The 25,674-nt window shown below is 33.6% G+C and carries 16 protein-coding genes; 15 read left to right on the top strand and 1 reads right to left on the bottom strand.

Features of this window, described 5'->3' with window-relative positions; all coding sequences use genetic code 11:
- Nucleotides 1-3 precede the first annotated feature (3 nt).
- The 7 genes from Q0050_RS04925 to queG all read left to right on the top strand — a co-directional run bounded on the left by Q0050_RS04925 (nt 4) and on the right by queG (nt 7,668).
- Complete coding sequence (locus Q0050_RS04925; RefSeq protein WP_298392894.1) at nt 4-528, top strand: DUF3341 domain-containing protein; 525 nt, start codon at nt 4-6, stop codon at nt 526-528.
- Between the two features lie 6 nt (nt 529-534).
- Nucleotides 535-1,095 carry a cytochrome c gene (locus tag Q0050_RS04920; RefSeq protein WP_298392893.1) on the top strand — a complete coding sequence of 187 codons (561 nt, stop codon included), beginning with the start codon at nt 535-537 and terminating at the stop codon, nt 1,093-1,095.
- A 27-nt stretch (nt 1,096-1,122) separates the two neighbouring features.
- On the top strand, nt 1,123-2,610 hold the full coding sequence (locus Q0050_RS04915; protein WP_298392892.1) for a quinol:cytochrome C oxidoreductase: 1,488 nt from the start codon (nt 1,123-1,125) through the stop codon (nt 2,608-2,610).
- Nucleotides 2,611-2,629: 19 nt separating this feature from the next.
- Nucleotides 2,630-3,811, top strand: a complete 1,182-nt coding sequence (locus Q0050_RS04910; protein WP_298392891.1) for a cytochrome c oxidase subunit II — start codon at nt 2,630-2,632, stop codon at nt 3,809-3,811.
- Nucleotides 3,812-3,834: 23 nt separating this feature from the next.
- Entirely contained in the window at nt 3,835-5,640 is a 1,806-nt protein-coding gene (locus Q0050_RS04905; protein WP_298392890.1) for a cbb3-type cytochrome c oxidase subunit I, read from the top strand.
- A 79-nt stretch (nt 5,641-5,719) separates the two neighbouring features.
- Nucleotides 5,720-6,742, top strand: a complete 1,023-nt coding sequence (ruvB, locus tag Q0050_RS04900) for a Holliday junction branch migration DNA helicase RuvB (RefSeq protein ID WP_298392889.1) — start codon at nt 5,720-5,722, stop codon at nt 6,740-6,742.
- 2 nt (nt 6,743-6,744) lie between these two features.
- Entirely contained in the window at nt 6,745-7,668 is a 924-nt protein-coding gene (gene queG, locus Q0050_RS04895) for a tRNA epoxyqueuosine(34) reductase QueG (RefSeq protein WP_298392888.1), read from the top strand.
- Here the strand turns inward: queG and Q0050_RS04890 are convergent.
- Nucleotides 7,652-8,677 (bottom strand): LacI family DNA-binding transcriptional regulator, encoded by a 1,026-nt coding sequence (locus Q0050_RS04890; protein WP_298392887.1) that lies wholly within the window; start codon nt 8,675-8,677, stop codon nt 7,652-7,654. The genes queG and Q0050_RS04890 overlap by 17 nt on opposite strands.
- A 159-nt stretch (nt 8,678-8,836) precedes the next feature.
- Here Q0050_RS04890 and Q0050_RS04885 point away from each other — a divergent pair, with 159 nt between their 5' ends.
- From Q0050_RS04885 to sprA, 8 genes are all read left to right on the top strand, one after another.
- Complete coding sequence (locus Q0050_RS04885) at nt 8,837-11,473, top strand: TonB-dependent receptor (RefSeq protein ID WP_298392886.1); 2,637 nt, start codon at nt 8,837-8,839, stop codon at nt 11,471-11,473.
- Nucleotides 11,474-11,567: 94 nt separating this feature from the next.
- Complete coding sequence (locus Q0050_RS04880; protein WP_298392885.1) at nt 11,568-11,897, top strand: glutaredoxin family protein; 330 nt, start codon at nt 11,568-11,570, stop codon at nt 11,895-11,897.
- 3 nt (nt 11,898-11,900) lie between these two features.
- Nucleotides 11,901-13,211 (top strand): MFS transporter, encoded by a 1,311-nt coding sequence (locus tag Q0050_RS04875; protein WP_298392884.1) that lies wholly within the window; start codon nt 11,901-11,903, stop codon nt 13,209-13,211.
- Between the two features lies 1 nt (nt 13,212).
- A complete protein-coding gene (locus Q0050_RS04870) occupies nt 13,213-14,388 on the top strand; it encodes a glycoside hydrolase 100 family protein (RefSeq protein ID WP_298392883.1) in 1,176 nt (391 codons plus the stop codon).
- Between the two features lies 1 nt (nt 14,389).
- Nucleotides 14,390-15,316 (top strand): carbohydrate kinase family protein, encoded by a 927-nt coding sequence (locus Q0050_RS04865; protein WP_298392882.1) that lies wholly within the window; start codon nt 14,390-14,392, stop codon nt 15,314-15,316.
- Between the two features lie 160 nt (nt 15,317-15,476).
- Entirely contained in the window at nt 15,477-17,774 is a 2,298-nt protein-coding gene (locus tag Q0050_RS04860; RefSeq protein WP_298392881.1) for an NADP-dependent malic enzyme, read from the top strand.
- A 66-nt stretch (nt 17,775-17,840) separates the two neighbouring features.
- Nucleotides 17,841-18,422, top strand: a complete 582-nt coding sequence (gene ruvA / locus Q0050_RS04855) for a Holliday junction branch migration protein RuvA (protein ID WP_298392880.1) — start codon at nt 17,841-17,843, stop codon at nt 18,420-18,422.
- A 63-nt stretch (nt 18,423-18,485) separates the two neighbouring features.
- Complete coding sequence (gene sprA, locus Q0050_RS04850; RefSeq protein ID WP_298392957.1) at nt 18,486-25,649, top strand: cell surface protein SprA; 7,164 nt, start codon at nt 18,486-18,488, stop codon at nt 25,647-25,649.
- Nucleotides 25,650-25,674: the final 25 nt, after the last annotated feature.

Genomic DNA, 25,674 nt, shown 5'->3' with positions numbered 1-25,674 from the left:
GTTATGAGTAATAAAGTTATACACGCAATATACAATGATGATGATATTTTAATGGATGCTGTAAAGCAAACAAGAAAAGCACATCATCATATTGAAGAAGTCTTTACTCCATTTCCTGTTCACGGTTTGGATAAAGCTATGGGTTTAGCGCCAACTAGACTTGCAATCTGTGCATTCATATACGGTTGTATTGGTATCACTGTTGCAACTACAATGATGGATTATATTATGATTCAAGATTGGCCGCAAGATATCGGTGGAAAGCCAAGTATGAGTTATATTCAAAATATGCCTGCTTTCGTTCCGGTTATGTTTGAAATGACAGTATTTTTTGCAGCACACTTAATGGTTATTACTTTTTATATGAGAAGTAAATTATGGCCATTTAAACAAGCAGAAAATCCTGATGTTAGAACAACAGACGATCATTTCTTGATGGAAGTAGCTGTAAATAACAATGAAGAGGAATTAACTTCATTTTTAAAAAATACAGGTGCAGTCGAAGTTAAAGTAATTGATAAGCACTAAACAGTCATGAAAAGTATTTTAAAAATCACATTAGCACTAAGTTTACTAGTATCTTTTTCATCTTGTAAAGATAATGCTTCACCTAACTATCAGTACATGCCAAATATGTATGAGTCGGTAGCTTATGAAACTTATTCAGAATCAAATGCTTTTAATTCAGTTAACGGGTTAAAAGGTAAAGAAGGTCAGTTACCTGCAGTTGGAACAATTAAAAGAGGTTATGTTCCTTATGAGTTTCCAAATTCACCTGAAGGATATGAAGCCTCTAAAATTAGTTCCAAGTCTCCGCTGGACGCGTCAAAGATTGATATGAAAAAAGCTGAGGAACTTTATGTTATTTATTGTGCTATTTGTCACGGTAATGAAGGTAATGGTAAAGGTAAATTAGTTACACAAGGTAAGTTTTTGGGTGTTCCTAGTTACGCCGATAGACCAATTACTGAAGGTAGCGTGAATCACGTAATTAATTTTGGTTTGAATTCAATGGGTTCTTATGCAACTCAGTTAAATCAAGAAGAGCGTTGGATGGTTTCAGCTTATGTTATGAAACTTAAAAGTCAATTATAATTGTAGAACAAACAGATTGTTATAGATATGTACACATTTTCAAAAGGTTTAAAAAACACAGCGCTTGTTCTAATGATTTTAGGATTAGTTGGTATAGTGTATGGTTTTTTATCTGCTCCCAAAACTATAGAAGAAGTCGAAAAAATAGTTGCAGAAAGTCATCATAGTGGTCACGGTGCTAAAGTTGAAGCTCACAGTTCTCATGAGGTCATTGCTACACATAAAGTTGAAAAAGAAGCTAAGGTGGAAGAAGTTGCTACCGATAGTTTACATAATGCAACATCAGCGGATTCTGTAAGTCATACTGTTGTTGCCGTAGCAGAAGAGAAGCATCACGATAATCATAAAGCAGCTGTACACGTTACATCGAAAGCTGATTTAGAAAAAGAACATAAAGAACACGTAGAACACGTTTTTCATCAGTTGCAAAACAAACCGTGGTCGGCATTGTATGTTGCTTGTATATTTTTTATGTTAATATCTTTGGGTACTTTGGCATTTTATGCAATTCAGCAAGTGGCTCAAGCAGGTTGGTCTCCTGTTTTATTTAGAGTTATGCAAGGTATTACAGCTTATCTACCTGTTGGTTCTTTAATTTTCTTCGGTTTATTAGTTTTATCAGCTCTTCATTTAAATCATTTGTTTGTTTGGATGGAAGATGGCGTAACTGAGGTTGGTCACGAAAACTATGATAAATTAATTGCCGGTAAGTCTGGTTATCTAAATGTTACTTTTTGGTTGATTAGAGCAGCAGTATTTTTAATAGGTTGGAATCTGTACCGTCATTTATCAAGAAAAAATTGTTTGGCACAAGATGAGGCAAATGATAATACTTTTTATAAAAAGAATTTTAAACTTTCAGCTGGATTTTTAGTTTTCTTTATTGTTACTGAATCTATTATGTCGTGGGACTGGTTGATGTCTTTTGATCCTCACTGGTTCAGTACATTGTTTGGCTGGTATGTTTTTGCGAGCTTTTTCGTAAGTGGTATTACTACTATTTCAATGGTTACTCTTTACTTGAAATCAAAAGGTTATCTTGAAAATGTGAATTCTAGTCACATTCATGATTTATCTAAATTTATGTTTGGTATCAGTGTATTTTGGACGTATTTATGGTTTTCTCAATTTATGCTTATTTGGTACGCAAATATTCCTGAAGAGATAACTTATTTTATAACAAGAATTGAGCACTATAACTTACCTTTCTTCGGAGCTGTTGTTATGAATTTTATATTTCCATTGTTAGTTTTAATCAACACTGATTTTAAACGAATTGCTCCAATTATTGTTGGCGCTGGAGTTGTAATATTGTTCGGTCATTATGTTGATTTCTTCAATATGGTTATGCCTGCAACAGTTGGCGACCAGTGGTTCATTGGTGTATCTGAAATAGCTTCAGTATTATTCTTTTTAGGATTGTTTATTTTTGTTGTATTTACTGCTTTATCTAAAGTTCCACTTACTCCAAAACGTAACCCTTTCATCGAAGAAAGTAAACATTTTCATTATTAATATTTAAAGAAAAGAACAAATGACAAGTATTTTAGTACTTCTTGTTTTAGTTTTATTATCGGTTGCTTTATGGCAACTAACTAAAATTTTTGATCTAACTCAAGTTGGTAAACAAGCTGATGATTCTCAGGTAGCTGATGATAACGATAATAAAATAAATGGTTATTTATTATTTGGTTTCTTAGGTTTTATTTATTTAATAACAATTATATGTGTTGTTAAATATGGCGGTTTTCCTTTAATGAGCAATTCAGCTTCAGAACATGGTAAAGATGTAGACCAGTTGATGTGGATTTCAATGATGCTTATTTTTGTGGTTCAAACTATCACGCAAGCATTGCTACACTATTTTGGTTATAAGTATAGTGGAAAAAAAGGTCAGGTAGCTACTTATTTTTCTGATAACAATAAATTAGAATTTATTTGGAGTTCGATACCAGCTATTGTTTTAGCGGTTTTAATTTTCTTCGGTTTATATTCTTGGACAGATATTATGTTTGTAAATGAGAAAGAAGAAAAGCCTATCGTCATAGAAGTATATGCACAACAATTTAAATGGACTGCAAGATATGCTGGTGCTGATAATGTTCTTGGTAAAGCAAACGTTAGATTAATTGAAGGTGTTAACACTTTAGGAGTTGATTTGGCTGATCCTAATGCTCAAGATGATATTGTTACTGATGAATTACATTTACCTAAAGGGAAAAAAGTAATTTTTAAATTGCGTTCTCAAGATGTATTACACTCTTTCTACATGCCGCACTTTAGAGCTCAAATGAATTGTGTTCCTGGTATGGTTACTCAGTTTGCATTTACGCCATCGATGACGACAGATGAGATGAGAGATACAAAAGAAATGACAGAAAAAGTTGCTAATATCAATAATATTAGAGAAAGAAAAAGTAAAGATCTAGTTGCCGAAGGTAAAACTGCTTTAGATCCATATCAATTTGATTTCCTTTTGTTATGTAACAAAATTTGTGGTTCTTCACACTACAATATGCAGATGAAGGTTGTAGTTGACAATGAGTCTGATTACAAAAAATGGTTGAATGAAAAAACTAAATTAGTTCAATCTGTTAAAGCTGCCGCTGCTGAAGAAGCTGCTGCAAAATTAGCTGAAGAAAATCCTGTAAAAGCGGATTCAACAGCGACAAAAAATGATACTACAGCAGTTGCTGAAGTTCCTATGAAAAAATAAAGAATATAATAATATTTTATAATATGAGTCACGAACACGATAATCACGGTCATGATCACCACGATGATCATCATGAACACCACCACAAAGATACTTTTATCACAAAGTATATCTTTAGTATAGATCATAAGATGATTGCTAAGCAATATCTTTTGACTGGTATTTTTATGGGTATTTTGGGTGTTGGTATGTCTTTGCTTTTTAGATTGCAATTGGCTTGGCCAGAGCAATCTTTTAAAGTATTTAGTTTTTTCCTTGGAGAGAAAATGGCTCCAGAAGGAGTTATGACAAACGAAGCATATTTGTCATTGATTACAATACATGGTACTATAATGGTATTTTTCGTTTTGACAGCAGCATTAAGTGGTACTTTTAGTAATTTATTAATCCCATTACAGCTTGGTGCACGAGATATGGCTTCTGGATTCCTTAATATGGTTTCTTATTGGTTATTTTTTGTATCAAGTGTCATTATGGTAGTATCTCTTTTCGTTGAATCTGGACCTGCTTCTGCTGGTTGGACGATTTATCCTCCGTTAAGTGCTTTACCGCAAGCAATTGCTGGTTCTGGTTTAGGTATGACATTATGGTTAGTATCTATGGCAGTTTTCATCGCTGCATCCTTAATGGGTTCGCTTAACTACATTGTGACTGTAATCAATTTAAGAACAAAAGGTATGACAATGACAAGAATGCCTCTTACAATTTGGGCTTTCTTTATTACTGCTGTGATTGGTGTGATATCTTTTCCAGTTTTATTATCAGCTGCTTTACTTTTAATTATGGATAGAAGTTTTGGTACTTCATTCTTTTTATCAGATATTTATTTAGCAGGTGAAGTATTGAATTACCAAGGTGGTTCTCCTGTATTGTTTGAGCATTTATTTTGGTTCTTGGGTCACCCTGAAGTATATATCATCTTGTTGCCTGCGCTTGGAATTACATCTGAGGTTATCGCAACTAATGCACGTAAACCAATCTTTGGTTACCGCGCTATGATTATGTCGATTCTTGCAATTGCATTTTTATCTACAATCGTTTGGGGTCACCATATGTTTATTTCAGGTATGAATCCTTTCTTAGGTTCTGTATTTACATTTACAACGCTTTTGATCGCTATTCCTTCTGCCGTAAAAGCCTTTAACTATATTACTACTTTATGGAAAGGTAATTTGCAATTAAACCCTGCAATGTTATTCTCAATCGGTTTAGTTTCGACGTTTATTACTGGTGGATTAACAGGAATTATTTTGGGTGACAGTACGCTAGATATTAACGTGCACGATACCTATTTTGTTGTTGCTCACTTTCACTTGGTAATGGGTATCTCTGCACTTTATGGAATGTTTGCTGGTATTTACCATTGGTATCCTAAAATGTTCGGTAGAATGTTAAATAAGAACTTAGGTTATGTGCATTTCTGGGTAACTGCTATTTGTGCTTACGGAGTGTTCTTCCCAATGCATTTTATTGGTATGGCTGGTCTGCCAAGACGTTACTACACTAATACAAATTTCCCATTATTTGATGATTTACAAGATGTAAACGTTATCATTACAATGTTTGCTTTAGTTGGTGGTGCATTTCAATTGGTTTTCTTATATAACTTCTTTTCAAGTATATTCTACGGTAAAAGAGCTGTGCAAAATCCTTGGAGATCGAATACACTTGAGTGGACTGCTCCAGTTGAACATATTCACGGAAACTGGCCAGGTGAAATTCCTGAAGTACACAGATGGCCATATGACTATAGTAAACCAGGTCACGATGATGATTTTGTTCCGCAAAACGTTCCGATGAAACCAGGTGAAGAAGTTTTACACCATTAATATAAACTTTCAATATAATTAATGCCTTTCTTATGAGAGGCATTTTTTTTTACTTATAACTTTGTTATATATTTGTAGTATGAACGAAAATTTAGATCCAACAAATTCTGGCTATAATTCCGATGAACTTGATTTAGAAAAGAAATTGAGGCCTTTGTCTTTTGATGATTTTACCGGTCAAGATCAAGTTTTAGATAATTTAAAGGTTTTTGTTGAAGCAGCAAATCAAAGAAACGAAGCTTTAGATCATACATTATTTCATGGTCCACCAGGTTTAGGTAAAACTACTTTAGCTAATATTTTGGCTAATGAATTAGGTGTTGGAATAAAAATAACATCAGGTCCAGTGCTCGATAAGCCAGGAGATTTAGCTGGTTTGCTTACAAATTTAGAGGAAAGAGATGTGTTGTTTATTGATGAAATTCATCGTTTGAGTCCCGTTGTTGAGGAATATTTGTATTCTGCAATGGAGGATTTTAAAATTGATATTATGATTGAATCAGGTCCAAACGCACGAACTGTTCAAATCAATCTTAATCCTTTTACGCTAGTTGGCGCAACCACTCGATCCGGTTTATTAACCGCTCCAATGAGAGCTAGATTCGGAATTCAAAGTAGATTACAGTATTATAATACCGAGCTTCTTACTACTATAGTTCAAAGGAGTTCAGCCATCCTGAGAATGCCAATAACTATGGAAGCTGCCATTGAGATTGCTGGAAGAAGCCGAGGAACACCAAGAATTGCCAATGCGTTGCTTCGTCGTGTACGTGACTTTGCGCAAATAAAAGGTAATGGTAAAATTGATATTGAAATTGCTCGTTATTCGCTTCAAGCTTTAAATGTTGACGCTCACGGTTTAGATGAAATGGATAATAAAATTTTAACAACGATAATTGATAAATTCAAAGGTGGTCCTGTTGGTCTTTCGACTTTAGCAACTGCTGTTTCAGAAAGCGGCGAAACAATTGAAGAAGTGTATGAACCATTTTTAATTCAAGAAGGATTTATAATCAGAACGCCGAGAGGTAGAGAAGTTACTGAAAAAGCATATAAGCATTTAGGTAAAATAAAAACAAACATTCAAGGAGGATTGTTTTAATTGTGATTGAAAATAAAGAAAAATACAGCAAGTTTATAAAAGCCGAATCTAAAAGACTCGGCTTTCTTTCTTGTGGTATTTCTAAAGCCGAATTTCTAGAAGAGGAAGCTCCAAGATTAGAAAGTTGGTTAAAACAAAATCTTAATGGTGAAATGTCCTATATGGAAAATCATTTTGATAAACGATTAAATCCTAAACTTCTTGTTGATGATTCTAAAAGCGTAATCTCTTTACTTTTAAATTATTTTCCTTCGGAAGAACAAAATGCAGATAGTTATAAAATTTCAAAATATGCTTACGGTCAGGATTATCACTTTGTGATAAAAGAAAAATTACAAGAGCTTTTATTTTCTATTCAATCGGAAATTGGTGTGGTAAATGGTCGTGCTTTTGTTGATTCTGCTCCAGTTCTTGATAAGGCTTGGGCCGCAAAAAGCGGATTAGGATGGATTGGAAAAAATAGTAACCTAATTACTCAAAGAGTAGGTTCGTTTTATTTTATTGCTGAACTAATTATCGATTTAGATTTAGAATATGATACGCCAACAACCGATCACTGTGGCACTTGTACTGCTTGCATAGATTCTTGTCCGACGGAAGCAATAGTTTCTCCCTACATTGTCGATGGTAGTAAATGCATTTCTTATTATACCATTGAGTTAAAAGATAATTTACCAGTTGAAATGAAAGGTAAATTCAATGATTGGGCTTTCGGTTGTGATGTATGTCAAGATGTATGTCCTTGGAATCGTTTTTCAAAACCGCACAACGAACCTTTATTTAATCCCAATAAAGAATTATTGTCTTTCTCAAAAAAAGATTGGGAAGAAATTACTAACGATACTTTTAATAAGGTTTTTAAAAATTCGGCCGTTAAACGAACAAAGTTTGAAGGTTTTAAGCGAAATATTACTTTTTTGAAGTAGATTCTCTTTCAATAATACTAGTTTCTAATTCTATTATTCTTGGTTTAAATTCTAGAATTTCTTTTCTAGAATTTATTTCTTCCAACAATAAAAGAAAGGATTGTATTCCCATTTCAAAGCTCGGTTGATCTACAGTACTTAATTTTGGCGTTATTACTTGCGACATAAACCAATTACTAAAGCCAATTACTTTTATTTCTTCAGGAACTTTAATATTGTTTTCATTGAAATGGGCAATCACACCCACTGCAACCAAATCGGTAATAGCAAAAATACCATCAATGTTTTCGTGTTCTTTTAATAGTTGTTCTGCAAATAATTTTCCCTCTTCAAATGTTACATTTTTGCAAGTGTAAATCAGGTTATAATCAAACGGAATTCCATAATGTTCCAACGCTTTTTTATATCCTAAAAATCGATCGATCGAATTTTGTGGATTCACAGGTCCGCGAATATGGGCAATTTTTTTGCATCCTTTTTTTATAAGATGTTCTGTGGCCTCAAATGCCGCTTTCTGATCGTTAATTATAACTTTTGAACTCGGTATAAATTTCGAAATTTTGTCAAATTGTACAAAGGGAATCTCTCTTTTCAAAATTTCTTTGATGTGCTCATCATCATTTGATTCGTTAGAAAGCGACATAATGATACCATCAACTCTTTTGTTGATTAAAAGTTCAACTTGTTTTTTCTCTAGTTCAAGCGATTCATTAGATTGTAAAATAATTACTAAATATCCGTTTTTCTCTGCTTCAGCTATAATTCCATTAATGACATTTGAAAAAAAATGATGCACAACTTCGGGTATAATTAATCCAATTGTTCTCGATTCTTTTGTTCTGAGGTTTACAGCAAAACTGTTTGGGGTGTAATGCAGTTCCTGTGAAAGTTCTAAAACTTTTTTTCTTGTTTTTTCACTTACGTCAGGATAATTTTTTAAAGCTTTAGAAACTGTTGTAATCGATATGCCTAAGGTTTCTGCAATTTGTTTTAAAGTAGTCTCTTTCATTTAACAAATATGGTAAAAAAAAATTTAAATATAAAATCGAAAACGTTTTCGTTCGTTTCGAAAACGTTTTCGATGCTAAAAATTCAATTTATTAATAATTAAAAATATAATTTCGGAATTATTATTAACTAAATTTACTAATCAAATAATTATTTAAAAATGAAAAAAAGTACTTTATTTTTGAAGAACTTACTATTCTTAACAGCACTTTTGTTGTTTAATAGTGCTTTCTCACAAAGTAGTTTGAGCGGAAAAGTTACCGATGACAAAGGAAATGTTGTTTCTGGCGCAAATGTTTCGGTTTCGCAAAAAGCTACAACTACCGATTCGGATGGTAATTATGCTATTTCTGGCTTATCAAACGGATCAACAACGGTAACGGTTTCTTATATTGGTATGAAAACCTTGAAGAAAGAAGTTACCATCAGCGGCGCAACAGTTGCTAACCTACAATTAGAGCAAGAAGCAACTTCTCTTGAAGAAGTTGTAGTAACTGGAGTAATTAATCCGCGCTCAAAAATTCAATCGAGTGTTTCTATTAGTTCTGTTTCTGTTGCTCAAATTGAGCAAGGTGCGCCAAGAGCAACCGCAGAATTGTTTAGATTATTACCTGGTATCAAATCAGAATCAACTGGAGGAGAAGGTAATGCAAACATTACTGTTCGTGGAATTCCAATTGCTTCTGGTGGTGCAAAATTTTTACAACTTCACGAAGACGGAATGCCTGTGATGCAATTTGGTGACGTAGCTTTCGGTAATGCTGATATATTTGTAAGAAATGATCAAACAATTAGCAGAGTTGAAGCAATTAGAGGAGGTTCAGCTTCTACTTTAGCAAGTAACTCTCCTGCAGGTATCATCAACTTTATCAGTAAAGATGGTAAAAGAGAAGGTGGTTCATTAATGCAATCAATTGGAGTTGATTTTGGAAATAACAGAACTGATTTTGAATATGGTTCTCCTATTTCTGAAACTTTACGTTTTCACGTTGGTGGTTTCTTCCGTCAAGGTGAAGGACCAAGAAATGCTGGTTATACTGCAAATTTAGGAGGTCAATTTAAAGCTAATATGACTAAAGAATTTGAAAAAGGTTATGTTCGTTTGTATTTTAAATATTTAAATGATAGATCAATAGGTTATTTACCAATGCCTGTAAAAGTATCAGGAACAAATGCTAATCCAAATTGGAGTTCATTGGCTAATTTTGATATCCGTCACGATACACCACACAGTCCTTACTTTTTAGACAACTTAACTATGGGTGCTGATGGCGAAAGAAGAAGAAGTAACTTAGCAGATGGAATGCGTCCGGTAGCAACTTCTTTTGGTGGAGAAATGAAATTTGACTTGGGTAATGACTGGAAAGTTGAAGAGCGTTTTAGACAAAATTATCACAATGGTAGATTCGTATCTCCATTTCCAGCAGAAGTAGCAACTGCAGGTTCAATTGCAACAGGTTTTTCTGTTCCAAATTTAACTTATGCTAACGGTCCATCTGCAGGTCAGGTTTTTAATAACAATGCTTTAGTGATGAGAATTCATACATTTGATACTGAAATCAACAATTTCAACAACTTTACAAATGATATGAAATTGACTAAAAAATTCGGAGACTTTGATTTGACTTTAGGATATTATAAAGCATTCCAAAACATCAACATGTCTTGGTTATGGAATTCTTATTTGTTAGAAGTTAAAGGTGAGAATGCAGCTTTGTTAAATGCTGGACCAAACTCTGTTAATGGTTTATATGCTTATGGTGTTCCATTTTGGGGTAACTGTTGTACAAGAAACTATGATGCTAATTATGATGTAACGGCTCCTTATGTTGCGGGTCAGTACAAGTTTACTGAAAAATTCAATTTCGATGTTAGTTTCCGTTTTGATTCTGGAAAAGCTCGTGGTTCTTATGCAGGTGCAACGCAAGCACTTAATTTAGATGTTGATAATAATGGCACTATTCAAGGACCAGAAGTTAATGTTTCAGTTGTAGATAATGCTAACAGAAAACCAATTAACTACGATTATGATTATGTTTCTTACTCTTTCGGTGGAAATTATTTGTTAAATAACAACCAATCTGTTTTTGCAAGATATAGTCGTGGTGGTAGAGCTAATGCTGATCGTTTACTTTTCGGACCAAACGTATTAAACGATGGTTCTGCAGTTCCTGGTTTAAGTGCTGATATGGTAAACCAAGCAGAATTAGGTTTCAAAAGAAAAGGTCAAAACTCTGCAATTTATGCTACAGCATTTTATGCTAATGTATCTGAACAAAACTGGGATTTTGGTGGTGTTGGTGGTGGAATCAGACAAATCCAAAGAAAATACAATTCTTATGGTTTAGAATTAGAAGGAAACTATAGAGTGAAAAGCTTCTCTGTAAACGGAAGTGTTACTTATACTAAAGCAGAAATTGCTGATGATGTTGTAACTCCAGCGTTAAATGGAAACAAGCCTCGTAGACAAGCAGATTTTATCTACAACATCGTTCCAGCTTTGAAATTCGGAGGTAGCAAACAACACAATCTTGGATTCTCAGTAATCGGAACAACTAAAGCTTACGCACAAGATGACAATAAGTTAGTAATGCCAGGATATGCTTATGTTAATCCATTCATCAATTTTGAATTAACTAAAGGTCTTTCTGCTTCATTAAACATTAATAACGTTTTTGATACTATTGGTATCACAGAAGTTGAAGAAGGAAGTATTACTGAAAATACAGACAATATAGTTAGAGCTAGATCTATTAACGGAAGAACAACTTCATTAACAATAGCTTATAGATTCTAATAAAAAAGTTCATGTTTAATTTTGATAATTCCTATATCAGTGAAAGCTGGTATGGGAATTATTTTTAAATTAGGAATTATTAAAAATATCAAAAATGAAAAAATTAGCACTCTTAGTTTTCTTTTTTACTTTTCTTTTTCAAACAGAGTTGTCCGCACAAGAAACATCAAAAAAAGTGATGATTGTTTATGGTAGTAATGAGTGTCATCATTGTATTGATACTAAAGATTATCTGAAAAAAAACAACATCGAATTCATTTTTTTTGATATTGATAAAAATGCTGAAGCGCTGCGAGAAATGTTAACCAAATTAAAAGCTGCCGGAATAAGTACTTCTAATTTAGGAATTCCTGTAATAGATAAGCAAGGTGTGATTTTTACCAATAATGGTGTTTTTGAAGAATTCTTAAAAAAATTAAAGTAAATAATGGCAAATAAACCTTCATTAAGTTTTTGGCAAATCATCAATATGAATGTTGGATTTTTCGGAATCCAATACAGTTTTGGTTTGCAACAAAGTGCCGTTAATCCTATCTATGATTTTCTTGGAGCAAGTCCTGACGAATTACCGTTACTAAATCTTGCCGGTCCACTTACTGGATTGTTAATTCAGCCTATAATAGGTGCATTAAGTGATAAAACTTGGTTGCCAAAATTTGGAGGAAGAAGAAAGCCCTACTTCTTTATTGGTGCTTTGGTTTGTAGTATTGCTTTATTCCTTTTCCCGTTTAGTAGTTCGTTATGGATGGCAGCTGGTTTATTATGGATTTTAGATGCAGGAAACAATACGGCAATGGAACCTTATAGAGCTTTTATTGCAGATAAACTTGACGATGCGCAACAGCCAATGGGTTTTCAAGCGCAGAGTTTCTTTACAGGTTTAGGACAAACTTTAGCTAATGTATCGTTGTTTATTTTTCCATTAATTTTTATTGGCACAACAGGTAAATTGCCAACTTGGGTTTTTGCTTCATTTATTTTAGGCTCAGTTTGTTCAGTGGTATCAGTTTGGTGGAGTTCACATACGACAAAAGAAATTCCTCCAACCGAGGAAGAGTTATTACTTATTCAAAAAGAGAAAATTAATATTTTTACTCCATTTATAGATATTTTTTCTGCAGTCGCAGATATGCCAAAAGTAATGTGGCAACTAGCTCTTGTTTACCTATTTCAATGGTATGCACTCTTTTGCTATTGGCAAAATTCCTCTAAAAGTATTGCTTTATCAGTTTGGCAGGCAACACCACAGTCGAACCCTACTTTATATGAAGAAGCTGTTGGATGGACAGGATTAGTTAACGGATGGTATAATATTGTTACTTTTTTAGTAGCGTTTTTATTAGTTGGTTTTGCAAAGAAATATTCGCCAAAATATGTGCATTTTGTATGTTTGCTTTTAGCAGCAATTGGATTCTTGCTATTTCCACATATAGAAAATAAATACTTATTATTTCCCGCAATAACAGGTTTCGGAATTGGATGGGCGAGTATGATGGGAATTCCTTACTTAATGGTGGTTGCCAACATTCCTAAAGAACGATATGGCGTTTATATGGGAATTATCAACATGATGATTGTAATTCCGATGTTTATTCAAACACTTACGTTTGGTTTTATCTTAAAACATTTTTTAAATAATGATCCACGACAAGCAATAACATTCGCAGGACTTTTACTAGTTGTTAGTGCAATTTGTACTCTTTTTATCAAAGCCAAAAACCCTAATCAAAATAATTAAATTGAAAAATTTCGCATACAATAAAGCTCTTGATTTATTAAATAAAGTAGCTACACCAACCGGATTTCTTGCAAGTGCCGAGAATACTACAAATTACCTACGAGTTTGGGCTCGCGATGGAGTAATTTGCGGATTGGCAGCATTGGCTTCTGGAGATAAATTTTTAATTCAAACATTCAAAAAAACGCTCGAAACATTAGCCAATAATCAACATAAAAACGGAACTATTCCATCTAATGTATTTAATGATGGTGTTCATAATGAAGTTAGTTATGGTGGTTTGGCCGGACGAGTTGATGCGGTAACTTGGTTCATTATCGGTGTTTGTCAGTATACTATTCACACCAACGATTTAGAATTTTTAGAAAAACATAAAGCTAACATCGAAAAATGCTTATCATTACTCGAAGCTTGGGAATTTAATAACAAACATCTTTTATATGTTCCATTATCCGGTAATTGGGCTGATGAATACATTACTGATGGTTATGTTTTATACGATCAGTTGCTGAGAGTTTGGGCATTGAAAAGTTATAATTATTTTCAAAAGAAGGAATCTATATCCGATAAAATTGACAAAATAGTTTATCAAATAGAAACTAATTTTATGCCTAAAGCAGATGGAGAAAAGTACCATCAAAAAGCATATGATGCCATAGTGTTTAATGATTTTATGCCATGTTCATTTTCGCCATCAGGATATAAAACACAATATGACGCATTTGCAAATTCACTGGTTTTATTATTGGATATTGGTTCGAAAGAGTTTCAAAATAAAATAATAGAATTTTCAGTTTCCTTAGCATCCGAAACTAGTTTGGGATTGTTGCCAGCATTTTGGCCACCAGTTTTTTCTAATGATGAAGATTGGAATCTTTTGAAAAACAATTGCAAATATGAATTCAGAAATTTTCCTTATGAATTTCATAATGGTGGAAGTTGGCCAATGGTCAATGGTTTTTTCGGATTGGCATTATTTTCTAAAGATAAATCAAAAGAGGCAGAAGTTATTTTGGATAACCTAAATGAAGCTAATGCTATTGAAAATTATTCTTTCTACGAGAATTTTAATACCAATACTAAAGCTCCTAACGGAGTGTCAAATTGTGCTTGGAGTGCCGCAGCAACCATAGTAGTTCATCAGTCATTATATACTAATTTTAAAATAGTTTTTTAAATTGAAATCAATAGATATAATAAGTATAGGAGAAGTTTTAATCGATTTTATTGGTCACGAGATGAATACATCCATCAATAGAACCAAAGATTATCATCGCTTTTTAGGTGGTTCGCCAACCAATGTTGCTGTTAATGCTTCACGACTAGGTTTGAATGCAGTTCTTGTGGCTTCTTGTGGTCAAGATGGTTTAGGTGATTATGTAGTGAGAAAATTAAAATCTAATAATGTTAAAACTTCGCAAGTCAGAAAATCTGATGTTGCTCCAACCTCGGTGATTTTTGTTTCAAAATCATCAGAAACACCCGATTTCATCCCTTACAGACAAGCTGATTGTGAAATTTTTGAGTCGCAATTACCAGATGATATAATTGCAGAAGCTAAGATTTTTCACACCACTTGTTTTGCTTTAAGTAAAAATCCTGCGAGAGAAACCATCTTGAATAGAGCAAAGAAAGCCAAAGAATTAGGTTTGAAATTAAGTATTGACATCAATTTTTCGGAGCGAATTTGGCCCAATAGAGAAGAAGCTAAACAAGTTCTAAAAGAATATTTACAAAACGATCCGCTAGTAAAGTTAAGTGAAGATGATTGCTATAGATTGTTTTCTGAGGTAAAATCAGAAGATTATATTTTTGAATATTTTCACAATCTTGGTGCTACAACTATATGTTTAACCAAAGGTAAAAATGGCGTTGCTGTATCCGATTTAAATGAAGGTTTGTTTTTTCAAAAAGCTATTCACATTGATGAAATAAAAGATACAACTGGAGCAGGTGATGCCTTTTGGACAGGTTTTTTATTTGCTCAAATAGAAGGGAAAAATCTTGACGAAAGTATTACTATTGCTCAAAAGTTAGCAACTATCAAACTTCAAAATGTTGGTAGGTTGCCCGACAATATAAATATTAAAGAAATTATACAATAGAAAGTTAGTTTGAGTTTTGTTATATCTAAAAGCTGTGGTTTAAATATCGCAGCTTTTTTTATTTTTATCGTTTTTAAAAATAATTAAAAGAAAATCTATAATTGTTTCCTTTTTCAATGGATACTTTTACCTTTGTAAGTCTGAATATAAACAAAATAAAATGCATAAAGACAATAAACGAAGAGAAGCACTTTTATACCATGCTAAACCTTCTCCAGGTAAAATAAAGGTTGTTCCAACTAAAAAATATGCTACACAAAGAGATTTGTCATTAGCCTATTCTCCTGGTGTTGCCGAACCTTGTTTAGAAATTGTTAAAGACGTAAATAACGTTTACAAATATACCTCTAAAGGAAATCTTGTTGCAGTAATCTCTAATGGTACTGCGGTTTTAGGACTTGGTGATATTGGTCCAGAAGCATCAAAACCAGTGATGGAAGGAAAAGCATTATTGTTCAAAATTTTTGCTGATATTGATGTTTTTGATATCGAAGTAGACACTAAAAATATCGAAGAATTTATTGCTACAGTTAAAAATATTGCTCCAACTTTTGGGGGAATTAACCTTGAAGATATCAAAGCACCAGAATCTTTTGAAATTGAAAGACGTTTAGTTGAAGAACTAAATATTCCGGTGATGCATGATGATCAACACGGAACAGCAATTATATCTTCGGCAGCATTGTTAAATGCGCTTGAATTGGCAGATAAAGATATTAAAGACGTTAAGTTGGTGGTTTCAGGTGCAGGTTCTGCGGCTTTAGCTTGTGCTAATTTATATGTTTTATTAGGAATTCAGCCCGAAAATATAATTATGTTCGATAAAGACGGAGTTTTATCAAGTGATCGAACCGACTTATCTGAACTTCAAAAAAGATATTCTTTTGGCAAAAAAGGAGCCACATTGGCCGAAGCGCTAGTAAATGCAGATGTTTTTCTCGGACTTTCCGCAGGTAATATCTTAACACCAGAAATGTTATTGGGTATGGCTAGCAATCCTATTGTTTTTGCTATGGCTAATCCAACTCCAGAAATAGAATATAATCTTGCCATCGCCACTCGTGATGATATTATTATGGCAACAGGTCGTTCAGACCATCCTAATCAAGTTAATAATGTACTAGGTTTTCCTTATATTTTCCGTGGTGCATTAGATGTTCGAGCTACTAAAATCAATGAAGCTATGAAAATGGCTGCGGTTAAAGCTCTTGCTGCTCTTGCAAAAGAAATGGTGCCTGAGCAAGTAAATATTGCCTATGGAGAAACGAGATTAAATTTTGGAAGAGATTATATTATTCCTAAGCCATTTGATCCTAGATTAATTACAATGGTAGCTCCAGCAGTAGCTCGCGCAGCAATGGAAAGTGGTGTGGCGCTTAATCCAATTACGGATTGGGATAAATATGAAGAAGAATTATTAGAACGAATGGGTTCTGATAATAAAATGGTTCGATTGCTAACAACCAGAGCTAAAACCGATCCGAAGCGAATAGTTTTTGCTGAGGCTGATCAATTAGACGTACTAAAAGCAGCGCAAATTGTCTATGAAGAAGGAATTGGTCATCCAATTTTGTTAGGACGAAAAGAAGATATTTTAGAATTAAAAGAAGAAATTGGTTTTGATGCTGATGTGCCAATTTTAGATCCAAAAACTGCTGAAGAAGATAAACGACGATTAGAATACGCCGATATCTTCTGGAAAGAGAGAAGAAGAAAAGGAGTGTCGCAACTTGATGCACAAAAATGGATGCGCGAGCGTAATTATTTTGCTGCAATGATGGTAAACCAAGGCGATGCTGATGCAATGGTTTCAGGTTATTCAAGAAGTTATCCATCGGTTGTGAAGCCCTTGATGCAACTAATTGGCAAAGCGCCAGGAATTTCATTGATTGCTTCAACTAATATGATGATGACTAATCGTGGACCAATGTTCTTATCAGATACGGCAATTAATCCAAATCCATCTGCAGATGATTTAGCAAAAATTGCTTTAATGACCGAAAAAACGGTTAGAATGTTTGGTATCGAGCCAGTGATAGCTATGGTTTCTTTTTCTAATTTTGGTTCATCTAGTCACGAAAGTGCTAATAAAGTTAGAGAAGCAGTAGCCTATTTACATCATTATTATCCTGATTTAATTGTAGACGGTGAAATTCAAACCGATTTTGCACTGAATCCAGAAATGCTGAAAGCGAAATTTCCTTTTTCAAAATTAGCCGGAAAAAAAGTAAATACACTAATTTTTCCAAATCTTGAGTCGGCTAATATTACATATAAACTTCTCAAAGAATTGTATAAAGTGGATTCTATCGGACCAATTGTAATGGGAATGGATAAACCGGTTCACATTTTTCAATTAGGCGCAAGTGTTGAAGAAATGGTTAATATGGCTGCAGTTGCAGTTGTAGATGCGCAAGAGAAAAGTAAACGAATTAAGAATTTTGACGTCAAAAAGTAACAGAAAATCGGCTTTAGTAATGCCAATTAAACTTTTTTGTTATATTTGGAAAGCTTAAAAAAAACTATGATAGCACATATTCAAGGTAAATTAGTTGAAAAAACACCAACCGAAGTTGTAATAGACTGCAATGGTGTGGGTTATCATATTAATATTTCACTGCATACCTACACTTTGTTACCTGCAACTGATTTTGTAAAATTATTTACTCATTTAATGGTGAAGGAAGATTCCCATTCCTTATATGGTTTTGTAGAAAAATCAGAAAGAGAAATATTTAAGATGTTACTTTCAGTTTCTGGTATTGGAGCAGGAATTGCGAGAACAATGCTGTCTTCTTTAGAACCCAAACAAATTATTCAAGCACTAGCTAGTGGTGATGTTGGAACTATTCAATCTATAAAAGGAATTGGAGGTAAAACAGCACAACGTGCCATCCTTGATTTGAAGGATAAAGTGTTAAAAATTTACGATTTAGACGAAGTTTCTATGTTACAAAGCAATACAAATCGTGATGAAGCGTTATCTGCTTTGGAGGTTTTAGGTTTTGTTAGAAAAGCTTCCGAAAAAGTAGTAGACAGAATTATCAGTAATGACCCAAATGCTACTGTTGAAAGTATTATTAAACAAGCATTAAAAAATTTATAGTTTTTGAAAACACAGTACACTAAATATACATCGTTCGTGGTGAAAACAGCATTCTTTATCGGAATGCTATTCGTCGGTCAAGTATCATTTGCTCAAGATGATGAAGTAAACGATTCAATAAAAGGATACAATACAGGAGCAATCAAACTTGCAAATCCTAAAAGTGTAGTTGAAGCTTACACTTATGATCCTATTACTAATATGTATGTGCTTACCAAAACTTTTGAAGGTTTTAACATCAATTATCCCATCATTCTTACTCCAAAAGAATATGAAAAATTGGTTCTAAAAGAGTCAATGCACGAGTACTTTAAAAACAAATCTAAAGCAGTTGATGGAAAAGGTACCGAAGAAGATAAAAAGAATTTATTGCCAAGGTATTATGTAAATTCTAGTTTTTTCGAAACCATTTTTGGAGGAAATACTATTGATGTAAAACCAACAGGTTCGGTAGAAGTAGATCTAGGTTTTAGACATACAAAACAAGACAATCCGTCCTTTTCTCCTAGAAATAGAGCTACAACAACCTTCGATTTTGACCAAAGAATCAGTATGAGTTTGATGGGAAAAGTAGGTACAAGATTGAATGTAAATGCTAATTATGATACTCAATCCACTTTTGCATTTCAAAATCTTATTAAATTAGAATATTCTCCAACTGAGGATGATATTATTCAGAAAATTGAGGTTGGTAACGTAAGTATGCCACTAAACAGTTCTTTGATTCGAGGCGCACAAAGTTTGTTTGGAGTAAAAGCTCAATTACAATTCGGAAAGACTACCGTTACCGGAGTTTTCTCTGAACAAAAATCACAGACTAAAACAGTTACTGCGCAAGGTGGCGGAACGATTCAAAATTTTGAACTTTTTGCTCAAGAATATGATGCCGATAGACACTTTTTCTTATCACAATTCTTCAAAAACAAATACGATTACTCTTTAAGAAATTATCCTCAAATCGATAGTCGAGTTCAAATTACTCGTATTGAGGTTTGGTTAACAAACAGACAAAACAGAGTTACTACAAACAATAATAACTTACGAAATATCATCGCCTTACAAGATTTAGGTGAAGCTCCTTTAAATGAATCTGGAACTTTAAATCCAATTCCAGCGACAGAAATAGTGGCAATTGATCCTTTAGATAATCCTGGAAATACTTTTTTCCTAGCACCTACTGATACTCCTTCTAAAAACTCCAACAATAAATATGATCCTGCTTTAATTACTACAGGTGGAGGTTTTTTAAATACAAATATTAGAGAAATCGTTACTTCAAATGCAGGTTTTAATAATTTTGTTCCTGTAAGTGAAGGTATTGATTATGCAAAACTTGAAAATGCTAGAAAGCTTAGTCCAAACGAGTTTACTTATCATCCACAATTAGGATACATCTCTTTGCAGCAGCGTTTAGCCAATGACGAAGTTCTTGCTGTAGCCTATCAATATACCATCGGAGATCAAGTTTACCAAGTAGGTGAATTTGGTAATGATGGTGTAGAAGCAACTCAAGTAGATCCAACTGGAGTACCATCATCACAAGCGTTAATATTGAAAATGCTTAAAAGTAGTTTAACTACAGTACAAAAACCAATTTGGGGTTTGATGATGAAAAACATTTATCAAATTCCTGGTGGTTATCAATTGCAAAAAGAAGATTTCAAATTCAATATCTTATATACTGATCCATCGCCATTAAACTACATAACACAAGCCAATTCTACTTCGCCACTTCCTGCTGATGTAGAGCAAACGCCTTTGTTAAAAGTATTTGGGGTAGACCAATTAAATTACAACAACGATCCACAAAATGGTGGTGATGGTTTTTTTGATTTCTTTCCTGGTTTAACAGTTGATCAACAAAATGGTCGAATTATTTTCACATCGGTAGAACCATTTGGTAAGTACTTATTTGAAAAATTAAGAAATGGTGCAGGAGAAGATTATAATGGTGATCCAGCTTTAGTTTACAATCCTAATCAAGCAAAATATGTTTTTAGAACGTTGTACAAAAGCACACAAGCAGCAGCGTTGCAAGACAGTGAAAAAAATAAATTCCAACTTCGAGGTAAGTTCAAATCTTCCGGTGGTGATGGAATTCCAATTGGTGCTTTCAATGTGCCAAAAGGTTCTGTCGTAGTAAGCGCAGGTGGAAGAGTACTTGTAGAAGGCGTCGACTATACAGTAAATTACCAAGCAGGAAGAGTTCAAATTCTTGATCCAGCATTGTCAGCGTCAAATACACCAATTGAAGTTTCGGTCGAAAATAATTCTGTTTTTGGTCAGCAAACAAGACGTTTCTTTGGGGTTAACGTAGAGCATAAATTTTCAGAAAAATTCATTTTGGGAGCAACGTTCTTGAAAATGACGGAAAGACCTTTTACTCAAAAATCTAATTACGGACAAGAATCAGTAAACAATTCAATTTATGGAATAAATACGAGTTATTCTACCGAAGTACCTTTCTTGACTAGATTAGTAAACAAACTTCCAAATATTGATACCGATGTTCCTTCTGTAGTTTCTTTTAGAGGTGAAGTTGCTTATTTGCAACCCAATTCTCCAAAAGCTGACCGTTTTCAGGGTGAAGCCACAATTTATGTTGACGATTTTGAAGGTTCACAAACCACTATCGATTTAAAATCACCTTTTTCGTGGTATTTATCTTCAACACCTGAAAGACCAACTACTGGATCAACACCTGGTTATTTAGATTTTGGCGGAACATCCAATGGGTTAGAATATGGTTTTAAAAGAGCAAAATTAGCTTGGTATTCTATTGATCCAATTTTTTACACACAACGACCATCAGGAATTTCAGAAGACGACTTGTCTTTAAACTCTACAAGAAGAATTTTTAGTCAAGAGTTATTTCCTAATACAGTAATTGCACAAGGTCAAACACAAGTTATTAATACTTTAGATCTAACTTATTTTCCAGAAGAACGCGGTCCATACAATTTTAATACTGCAACAGCTCCAGATAATACATTGCCAAATCCAAAAGATAATTTTGGTGGAATAGTTCGTGCGTTAAATTCAACCAATTTTGAACAGTCAAATGTTGAGTACATTCAATTTTGGATGTTAGATCCCTATTTTACTGGTCCAGGAAGGCCTATTGAAACTGATCCTAATAATACTGGTAAAGTATATATAAACCTTGGTGAAATTTCGGAAGATGTATTAAAAGACGGCAGAAAATTCTATGAAAACGGTGTTGGTAATAATCAAATTGTGGTAAATCCACAGCCACTTTGGGGTGATGTTCCTGCGTCGCAATCACTAATTTATGCTTTCGATTCTGATGCCGGAAATAGAACAGCTCAAGATGTTGGATTTAATGGTTTAACCGATGCTCAAGAAGCAGCAAAATTTCCAAGTTTTTCTTCATTTGCAGATCCAGCTCAAGATAATTATACTTATTTCTTAAATACAACCGGTTCGGTTTTTGACCGCTATAAAAATTATAACGGAACCGAAGGTAACTCTCCAATTGATGTAACAGACACCAATCGTGGTTCTACAACGGTTCCAGATGTTGAAGACATCAACAGAGACAATACTATGAATACTATTAATGCGTATTATGAATATGGTATTGATGTAAGACCAGGAATGGCAGTAGGTAATACTAAATATGTTACTGATGTTAGAGAGATTCCAATCGTTACATTGCCTAATGGAGTAGAAACTAGTGCAAGATGGATCCAATTTAAAGTACCGGTTTCTCAACCTGAAAATACCGTTGGAAGTATTTCAGATTTTCGTTCTATAAGATTTATGAGACTTTTTATGACAGGTTTTGAAAGTCAAGTTACCTTGCGTTTCGGAGCTTTAGATTTAGTTCGTGGTGAATGGAGAAGATTTGAAAACACCTTAGATCCAACTGATACCGATACTACTGATGATGGAACCGATTTTGATTCTCAAGCAGTAAACGTTCAAGAAAATGGCGATAGATTACCTATTAATTATGTAACGCCTCCAGGAGTGCAGTTAGAAGAATTGTTTTTTAATAATACTTTGATTCCTCAAAACGAACAATCACTAGCTGTTAGAGTTGATGGCGATGGTTTAGAGCCAGGAGATTCTCGTGCAGTTTTCAAAAACGTAAGTGTCGACATGCGTCAGTTTAAAAAATTGAAAATGTTTGTACACGCAGAAGCACCAGCCGATGATGTACCTTCATTAGAAGATGACGAAATGGTTGCTTTCATTCGATTTGGTAATGACTTTACTGAAAATTTCTATCAAGTTGAAATTCCGTTAAAGAAAACTCAGTTTGGTGACCCTTCACCTGAAGGCATTTGGCCAGAATCTAATAGAATTGATATTTCTACAGAATTACTAACCAAGCTAAAAATCTTAGCATTAAATTATGTCTACGCGCCAGGTGAAATCTTTTACAGAAATGAAGATGATCCTGATATGAATCCATCAGCATCAGGAAAAGTAAACAAATTGAAAATTGGTATTCGAGGAAATCCTAATTTCGGATTGGTAAGAACATTAATGGTTGGGGTTAAAAATCAAACCGACGATTTAAACACACCACAACATCCGTTAAATCCTAGACGTATTAAAGGTGAAGTTTGGTTCAACGAACTTCGTCTTGCTGAAATGGACAACAAAGGTGGAATGGCAGCTGTTGCAAATCTTGATGGTAACCTAGCCGATTTTGCAAACCTTTCGGCAACAGGTAGATTAAGCACTATCGGATTTGGAACTTTAGAGCAAGGTCCGAACGAAAGAAGTCGTGAAGACATCTTGCAATATAATTTGGTGACTAATATGAGTCTTGGTAAACTTTTACCAAAAAAATGGGGAATCAATCTGCCGTTCAACTATGCCGTTGGCGAAGAATTTATTACTCCAAAATATGATCCGTTTAATCAAGATATCGAACTACAACAATTAATCGATGTAACTGCTGATGAAGCCGAAAAACGCAACATCAGAAACAGAGCCATTGATTATACTAAAAGAAAAAGTATCAATTTTATTGGAGTTAAAAAAGAACGTGGCGAAAAACAAAAACCACATTTTTATGATCCTGAAAATTTAACACTTTCGTATTCTTATAATCAAGTTGACCGACACAACTATGAGTTAGAAAATTTCATAGATCAACAAGTTAACACAACTGCTGATTATACTTTTGCCTTTCAATCTAAACCTATTGAGCCTTTCAAAAAAGTTAAAGCGTTCAAGAAAAGTAGTTATTGGAAACTCTTAAGCGATTTTAATTTCAATTATTTACCTTCTAATATTTCCTTTAGTTCAAATATTACACGTCAGTTTAACAAGCAACAATTTAGATTAGTTGATGTTGAAGGTCTTGGTTTGGATGCTTTATACCAAAGAAATTTCTTATTCAATTACCAATACGGATTCAATTATAATCTGACTAAAGCGCTAAAATTAAACTTTAATGCAACATCCAATAACTTAGTTAGAAATTATTTAGATGAGAATAATGTTCCTGATAATTCTTATACGATTTGGACAGACTACTGGAATATTGGTACGCCAAACCAACACAACCAGCAATTGACAGTTAACTATGAATTGCCAATCAATAAGATTCCTTTCTTAAGTTTTGTCAAATCTAGTTATACTTACACTGGTAATTTTAGTTGGCAGCGTTCATCATTGGCTTTCTCTTCTGTTGTTTCTAACGGAATCGAATACAGTTTAGGAAATACCATTCAAAATTCTGGTGCTCATAAATTGAACACGCAACTTAATATGGATGCTTTTTATAAGTATTTAGGTTTGACCAAAACTAAAAAACAGACTAAAACCACAGCCGTTGCGCCGCCAAAACCAGGTCAGAAGATCACCAACCAAACAGCTACTCCAGTAAAAGATAGCAATCCTTTTGTCGATGGTTTAATTGGTGTGTTGACTAGCGTAAAAAACATTCAAATCAATTATACCGAAAATCAAGGTACAGCATTGCCTGGTTTCTTGCCAAGTATTGGTTTCTTTGGTACAGCTAAACCTTCATTAGGATTTGCATTCGGTTCGCAAGATGATATCCGATTTGAAGCCGCTAAAAATGGTTGGCTTACTAAATTTCCTGAGTTTAATTTAAATTACGCTCAAATTCTTACACGAACACTTGATGTTACTGCAAATATTGATCTGTTCCCAGATTTTAAAATTGATTTAAATGCTAATAGAACTTATGCAAATAATTTCACAGAACAATATGACGTATCCTCTGACGGAACATATAATTCAAGATCACCATATAGTACAGGAAATTTTGCTATTTCAACGGTATTGATTAAAACAGCATTTAAATCAAGTGATGAATTTGGTTCAGAAGCTTTTGAAGATTTCCGTGAAAATCGTTTAAAAATCGCTAACAGATTGGCGGCTAATTATTATGGAGCAACTCCTTATACGGTCGATGCCGAAGGTTATCCAGCAGGATTTGGTAAAAACAGTCAATCGGTTTTATTACCAGCATTTTTAGCTGCTTATACTGGTGCAGGAGCTAATGATGTTTCTTTAGGAATCTTGAGAAATTTCCCAATTCCAAACTGGAATATTAAATATACGGGTTTAATGCGTTACAAATTCTTTAAAGATAAATTCAAACGTTTTTCATTACAACACAATTACAAAGCATCTTATACCATCAACTCGTTTAGATCAAATCTTGATTATAAAGAAAATCAACTAAACCCATTGAATAATAATTTCTACGAAAAAACACTTGTCGGAAACGTTAACCTTGTGGAGCAGTTTAATCCGTTAATTCGTGTAGATTTTGAAACAAAGAGTTCGTTCAAGATTTTGGCCGAAATGAAAAAAGATAGAGCGTTATCGTTAAGTTTTGATAATAATCTATTGACTGAGGTTAAAGGTATCGAATATGTTATCGGAACGGGTTACCGATTCAAAGATGTAATTTTTTCAACCAAATTAGCCGATGATCCATCAGGAGTTATCAAAAGTGATATAAATTTAAAAATTGATTTTTCTTATAGAAATAACAAAACTATTGTACGTTATTTAGATTATAACAATAATCAATTAGGTGGAGGACAAAACATTTGGTCGGCTCGATTAACAGCTGATTATTCGTTTAGTAAGAACCTAACAGCTATTTTCTATTATGATCATTCGTTCTCTCAAGCGGTAATTTCAACATCATTCCCAATTACAAATATTAGAGGTGGATTCACTTTAAGATACAACTTCGGAAATTAATTGAAATAGCATAAAAATCATTTTA

The sequence above is a fragment of the Flavobacterium sp. genome, from assembly GCF_027483985.1.
Lineage (GTDB): Bacteria > Bacteroidota > Bacteroidia > Flavobacteriales > Flavobacteriaceae > Flavobacterium.
This window is presented reverse-complemented; position numbering and strand designations above follow the sequence as displayed.